The 7,340-nt window shown below is 37.6% G+C and carries 4 protein-coding genes; 1 reads left to right on the forward strand and 3 read right to left on the reverse strand.

Annotated features, from left to right (window positions below; all coding sequences use genetic code 11):
- The first annotated feature begins 1,200 nt into the window (after positions 1–1,200).
- Positions 1,201–2,331, forward strand: a complete 1,131-nt coding sequence (locus AW17_RS22400; protein ID WP_029280349.1) for a BamA/TamA family outer membrane protein — start codon at positions 1,201–1,203, stop codon at positions 2,329–2,331.
- A 598-nt stretch (positions 2,332–2,929) separates the two neighbouring features.
- On the opposite strand, the gene AW17_RS22405 is transcribed toward AW17_RS22400, so the two are convergent.
- Genes AW17_RS22405 through AW17_RS22415 form a run of 3 tightly spaced genes read right to left on the reverse strand, consistent with a single transcriptional unit; the run spans position 2,930 to position 6,762 of the window.
- On the reverse strand, positions 2,930–4,831 hold the full coding sequence (locus AW17_RS22405; protein ID WP_029280351.1) for a M56 family metallopeptidase: 1,902 nt from the start codon (positions 4,829–4,831) through the stop codon (positions 2,930–2,932).
- Between the two features lie 12 nt (positions 4,832–4,843).
- Positions 4,844–6,397: an N-acetylmuramoyl-L-alanine amidase gene (locus tag AW17_RS22410; RefSeq protein WP_029280353.1), complete on the reverse strand. Its 1,554-nt coding sequence runs from the start codon at positions 6,395–6,397 to the stop codon at positions 4,844–4,846.
- Entirely contained in the window at positions 6,394–6,762 is a 369-nt protein-coding gene (locus AW17_RS22415) for a BlaI/MecI/CopY family transcriptional regulator (RefSeq protein WP_029280355.1), read from the reverse strand. Before AW17_RS22415 ends, AW17_RS22410 begins: the two co-directional genes overlap by 4 nt.
- Positions 6,763–7,340 lie beyond the last annotated feature (578 nt).

Below are 7,340 nucleotides of genomic sequence, written 5' to 3' on the forward strand. Positions count from 1 at the left end.
ACCGTTTATTCAGGGTTTAAAAAACAGCGGAAGACAGGAGTAACTAAAGATATCGATAACTCCTACCATTTGGTTTTCAACAATAAACCACCAGAAGGTATTTACCTAATTAAGGTTGGAAAAAAATATATCGGGAAGTTGATTGTTCAGTAATTCTTCGAATAAAAAATATTGAGCTAAAATGCCCCCAGAAGCTAAACACTTTCTGGGGGCATTTTTATGTTAGTTTAATGGTTTTCTATTGTCAAGACTCGACTAACTACCCGATTATACCGTACTCAGGGTACCAGCAAGCGCAATCATCATTTACCACCCTCATCCAAATGCGTGTAATATCCTTTAGCCGCATCCATCATTGCCGCAGCATTAAAATCGAGGTAATTACCCTCTATAAATGAGATATTAGCCCTCTAGTATTGCTGCAGCAAACACAGGTATTTCGGCCGAAAGATTAAAACCTAAAAGTGTTTAGCGCTGGGGGATGGCGTTTGGCGTTAAATCAGCCCACAGTCCATAGTCGATTAACCGATTTCCCTCACGATCGTCGTCCTGAGCGGAATCGAAGGATCTTCTATTTGAAAAGCAGTTGCCGTGGCATTATTAAAGATAGTCCGGCTTTCCGGTATAAGTCCTCGGCTCGTACCTCACCTGTGGGCTTTTCCCTATAATCCGGTTTAGGTGGCCAATATCATATAATTATTAAAGTTTGTCCCAACCCATAGCTACAAAACACAGATCTGTATGGCTTCGCGCAACCCCAAATAGTACGGCTAGCCACGCCACCTAAACCCGACCGTAGCGGGATGCTCTCAATTTAAGCACTTGTCTGTTTTGTTTTTTATTGTGTGCTTGTTTGTTTCACAGATTTCATTGGAGCAGAAGCGGGGGCGGGGCTGTTCGCCCCTAAATGCTACTGTATCTGCTTTCAAAAAAACAATAAAATAACCGCTAATAGAAGAATTCTCTCCAAATTGGTTAACTGAACGATTAACCGATTTCCCTCGCGATTGTCATCCTGAGCGTAGTCGAAGGATCTTTTTTTGAAAAGCACTTGAAGTAACATTCATTACAAGGCATCCATAACCAGTTAACCGTTTTAAACAATTAACCGATTAACCAATAATTGGCACTTTGCAGTACCAATGAACAAATGACCAATGAACGAGTGAACTATAACTAAATTTCCTTTTCTTTGTGACAATGAAAAAATATTATCTAATTATTTTACTTGCGCTCATTTCAGGAAGTTCGTTTGGACAGATGAAATTGATTAAAAAGATGCTCTCGAACGAAAAAGACACTACCCGCAAAGCCAGCTTTTTACCCCTGCCGGCTTTTGGCTATAGCCAGGAAACAGGGTTTGAATTTGGTGTTGGTGCCATTTATTCATTTTACATAGACCGTAAAGACACGCTGAACCGCAGTTCCAACTTCGCCTTGAACACAACCTATTCTACCAAAAAGACAGCTAATTTTATGCTTAAGGGCGATGCCTGGACCAAAGGGAACAAATATCATTTTATTGGTGATATCCGTTTCAAAAATCAACCATTTAATTTTTATGGTATTGGCAACAATGCAATAAAGGCAGATGAAGATAAATTAGACCAAAGGATTTTTAAAACACTTTTCGATGCGGAAATGAACACCTTACCGAAGGCTTATACAGGTGTTTCGCTTGGTTTTGAGAATTACCGTTTTATAGATAAGGAGGTTGGTGGCATTTACAGTACAAATCCTCAGATTTTAGATAAAGATGGTGGATCAGTAGCCTGGATCGGTGCATCGCAAAGTTACGATACACGGAACAGCAATAATTATCCAACAAAAGGCTTTTTTGGTAGGGCAACCTATCAATATGCACCCGATTTTTTTGGCGGTGAAAGTTTTAATGGCTCACAGATTAAGCTAGATCTCCGTGGTTTCTTTAGCCTGGCACCAAAAGTGGTTTTAGGCGTACAGGGTATTTTTTATACCATCCAAAGCAAAAGCACCCCATTTTACCTGTTACAACAGTTAGGCAACGACCAGATGATGCGCGGTTACTACAGTGGCCGCTACCGTGACGAAAACCTGATGGCCGCTCAGGCCGAAATCCGCTACCGTTTTATGAACCGTTTTGGCATTGTAGCTTTTGCGGGTACAGGTAAAGTATTCGCAAATGGTCAGTTTAACGGCGATGGGCTAAAACCAAACTTTGGTGTTGGCGGTCGCTACTTTTTCGATCCGGCAAAAGGTTTGAGTGTTCGGGTAGATTATGGTATAGGCGAAAAATTGCCAAACGAAAAACGCCAGGCAGGGTTTTATATCAGTTTGGCGGAAGCGTTTTAGCTAGCGGATGGAGCTTTATCATGGTTTGTCATTCTGAACGTAGTGAAGAATCTTTCAATTAGGCCTTCATCCTCGGAAACACGCAACTACCTCCCTATTTATTGCCCTGCCAAACCTCAGCTTTTCCATTAATATCAAATTCACCATAAGAGCCAAGCATCGTTATTCCGGTTACTTTATTACGAAGGGTAAGATTTTTAGCCGTTATTTTTTCTGTATTTCTGTTATAACCTGAGTTCGATTATTAAATTGTAAAAATAACTATCAGACAAGGTTTATTCCTAACCCCATCGTCATGCTGAACTTGTTTCAGCATCTTTTTTGGCAGGAAAGACCTTGAAATAAATTCAGGGTGACGACCGACTTAACCCAACACTGAGTTTAGATAATCAAATCAGTATTTAATTATCGAACTCAGGTTTATAGGTAGCTTCATCTGCTGAGATACTAAAATTCTTATAATCCAATTTCGCTTTGCCACAAAGCGTAACAATTGATTTATCCCTGCATTTTAACAGAATTCCCGGATACTGTAACTTACATTCGTTTTCACTTTATTATCTGCTTTGGTTAAAGACCCTCTTATTCTCTACAATAGCTATTGGTCAGCATCAAGTCTTTTAGAAAGCTTAAAAGTCTCATTGCCATTTCCGGCATTATAGTTTCCATTTTTCAAATTAAAAACAAAAATTTCAGCAGTTGCAGATCCACCTTCATTGGCTTTTAATACTCCATTTTTGGCAATCATTTTACCATTAACTTGATCCAATTCTACATATTTGGCTTCTAATCTACAATTGGTAATATCGATAACTGCATTTTCCATATAAAAAACTTTATTCTTAGTATCGCCAGTCATTTTAGAAAACGAGATGATTCTAGGCTTAACTGGTCCTAAAGCTTTGGCATTATCTTTTAGCTTATCAGAACCTATTAATTGTAATGGTTTTTCATTTATTTTGGTTTTAACTTTAGCTGCTTTCAATTTTTTGGGTTCTACTATTATAACAGGATATTTGCTGTCCTGCCAAACATCAACTTTGTTGACAATTACGCCCAAATTTTCGCCAGGCTTTAGTATTAAAGTTTTCATAATTTTGGGCTCAATATAAACTCGGTAGAATTTTTCGTCAACTTTTAAAATTATTCCATCTGCAATTTTTGCTACACCAAAATAATGAACTTGCTCAATTATGCCGTTTAATTTTTTGCCTCTGATCTTATTTGCCTCTGATAAAAGGTTTGCATATTTAGCCGATTTCCTCCAAGTATGATAATCTTCATATTCGAATACGATATGACCATCCATATTTTTTATTGCTTTTGGCATATAAGTGTTTTCGAATTTCTTAAATCTATCTGGCTCGCCAATTGGAGGGGGAGGTATCAAATTGGGCGCAACAAAAACATTTAATTCATCACCAATTTTAATTTTTATGTCAACAAATCCTGATGATATTGTATAAATCTTATCTATAGTTTTTAGCGTAAAAAATGATGATTGAAGATCTTTACTAGTTTCCACAACTGTACCTTTTACCCATTTCCCATTGGAATAATCAAGGTGCAATCGCTTGCTTTCAACCTTGTTGGAACGTGCAACATCAACATACTTTACTGTAAAGCCATACACCAGCCCCAGTAATATCGGCAATGCCAATACATAAAATAGCTTTTTCATATTTTTTGATTTTTGGTTAAACAACATTTTAATGCGCCCTTTAATTGGGCTTTTAATAAAGTTGTGGATCAGCGGCGTATCACTTTTGGCTATGGCCAGTTTTAATAAAAGATTAGCGTATGCCTCATTCCCATAATCTGTAGAAGTGATTTCATCTGCCTCATATTCATGTACCTGCTCTAAGGCTTTATCATATAAGTAAACAACAGGATTAAACCACAAAACTGCTTTAAAAACCATTAAAATAATTTTATCTATAGAATGGTATTGCCTGGCATGAACCTGTTCGTGTTTGAGCAAAACTGATAAATCGGTCGCACTTAAATCCGCATCATTTATAAAAACATAGTTAAAAAAAGAGCAGTTGGTAAAACCTTCTGTTTTGGTAATCAGCTTTAGGCCATCGCTATTTTTAGTGTACCTACCAGTATACTTAAGTAAACCGAGTAATTGCCATAAACAGGCCAATAATAAAAGTGAAGCTGTACTACCATAAACGTAATACATCACCACCACCCAGTCGATTTTAGACTTTACCTCTGGCTGGTACTTCACCATAATGGGCTGAATAAGCTGAACAGGTGCTTGAGTTAGGGGTTTTATTTCAGGTATATTAACCGGAGCCTCAGTTTCCACTACTATTATTTCGCGCTTAACTTCGAACTGCAAAGCCGGAATAATAAAACTAAGCAACAGCGTGGCCAGCAAATAAAAGCGGTTGATTTTAAAGAAAGTCAGTTTTCTTAAAACCAGCAGGTAGAAGCCAAAGAATAACACCGTACAGGCGGTAACTTTGAGCAGGTAGGTTAACCATTCCATAGCTATAATTAATTAACAACCCCGTTTCGAAAAAGCTACAAATCCATCTAAAATCAGGTTACTGATCCTTCGGATATTTTTCTCCTGATTGATGTAATCAAGAGTTTTGCTGTTGGATATATTTCCAAGCTCAATTAAAACTGCAGGTATTTTAGATTCGCGGAGCAACAAAAGGTTTGCGTTTTTTAATGAATCTCTTACTTCCATCCCTTTAAGCTGTTTCAAATTGCTTAAAATTCCCGCCCCCAGATCTTCCGCAGTTTTAATATTGCTGTTCAGTTTCGAAACATAAACTTCAATACCACCGAAAGGTACAGCCGCATTTGCAAGTGTTGCATTATGATGGATGGAAATAAAAGCCGTAGCCTCTTGTTTTGGTAAACGATCGCGAAGTGAAATAAACTGGTCAGAATTTCTTGTTAATATTACCTTAATCCCTCTTTTTGCAGCCTCTTCCTTTAGGATTTTTACCGCCCTTAGGTTTAGGTCTTTTTCCTTTTGTCCATCTAGGGCACTTACAGCTCCATCTTTTCCGCCGTGGCCGGCATCAATAACCAATGTAGGTTCTATTTCATTAAAAGCAGTATTTGGATTAACCTTAATATTGCTATTTAAATAGTTCATCGCATAAACATTTGGCTTTGTCGGCGCATCCGCAGAAGCCTGGTTTCCTGCTAATATTTTCTCAACAATAATTTCTTTTCGGTTTATAAATGCCATACAGCAGATCATTAAAACCGGAACAATGGCTAAATAGGCAAGCTTTTGCAGCTTGGCATTTGGTTCTTTATACAACATCATGATTCTATTTTTTAGTGGAAGTTTACTAAAACTATTAATGGCTAAATTTTTAGCTGGCATAGCCAGGTTTAAGAGCAGGGAAGCATAAACTTTCTTATCTGCAACTTTAGAAGTTTCATGGTCGGCCAGAAATTCGTGGTTATGATCGATGGCATTCCGCCAGAAATAAATAATGGGGTTAAACCAAAGGATTGCCGTAACCAAATTGACTAAAAGTTTGTCGACAGTATGCAACTGCTTCACATGAACGTATTCGTGTTTAATTACCAGGTTCTTTTCTTCGTGCTGCAAAGAGGAGTCGACAATAATCTGGTTAAAAAAAGAACAGTTTTTTATGGTTGATTCCGCATCGACTAGGATAACGGCCCCGCTCCTATCTATGGCATGTTTACGCAATTGTATCTGGATGCGTATCATCATAAAAAGCATTCTAAAAACAAGAGCTGCCAAAACCAAGCAATAACCATACATGAGTACTTGATCCCAGTTTATGTTAGCGTTAGCAGCATTACCTTCATCTACAAAATTCCGTTCAACAAAACCATCGTTGCTATAAGCTATTTTCGCCGGAATCTCCTGGCTGGCTACCATTACTTCCTGACGGTTTTCGATGGTAACTGCCGGAATACTAAAACTCAACACCAGCATCATTAATAAATAAGCACGGTTCAGGTTGAAAAACGTGAGTTTAGCCAGTAAAAACTGATAGGCTGCAAAAAAGATTATGGTACAGGCCGATACCTTTAATAAGTAAATTAAAATCATGACTTTGGATCTTGGTTAATGATCTTTTTAATTTCTTCTATATCCTTTTCACTTAGTTTTTCTTCTTTTACCATAAACGATAAAAGGCTGGTTGGAGAATTATCAAAATAACCTGAAAACAATTTCGAAAAGGTAGTTTTGGCATATTCATCTTTTGTAATCACCGGAAAGTATTCGTAAGTTTTTCCATAGGCCTTATAATTAACATAGCCTTTCTTCTCTAAAAGCCTAACAATTGAGGAAATGGTATTGTAAGGTGGCTTAGGTTCTTCTTCCAGTTCGTCGATAACATCTTTCACAAATGCCTTTTGCAGTTTCCATAAAACCTGCATAATGCGCTCTTCCGCTTTGGTTAATTCTTCCATACCCAAACTTATAACTTATTTTTCAGTTTTACAACTAAAAAACAAGTTATATTACTGAAAAATCAGTTTAAAACAATAAAGCACTGATTTACAAATAATTAAATTATTATAAGTTTAATTTGAAAACGAATAGCTTGTGGTTCTTGGCAAATGAAGCCCTGCCATCCGCTTTATCCCGATGAAACCTGTGAAACAAGCAAGCAACACAATAAAAATAAAAGAATCGTGCTTAAATCGGGATGCTCGCTTTTGTCAGGTTTATAACCGAATGGCTTGCTCCTGGTATGGAGCCAAAAGGCATTTTGTCCTAGTTAGTCGGGATTTAAAATCCCGACTCTCGAATTCAGGATTTACAATCCTTATAATAACGTTACTGATCAGGATTGCAAATCCTGACCAACACTAGAAAAGTTTGCTCATGAAATGAAGCCAAAGACATTTAACCCTTGTAACTAAACCTGATCGAAGTGGTTCCGGTTCTTCACCGGAAGGAACGGAGAGCGGGACTGAAGCCCGCCAAAAGAACTGGACTGTTCATTTCCAAAAAACTAAAATTTACTATAAACCTGAGTTCGATT

The sequence above is a fragment of the Pedobacter borealis DSM 19626 genome, assembly GCF_000708285.2.
In the GTDB taxonomy this organism is placed as follows: Bacteria; Bacteroidota; Bacteroidia; order Sphingobacteriales; family Sphingobacteriaceae; genus Pedobacter; species Pedobacter borealis.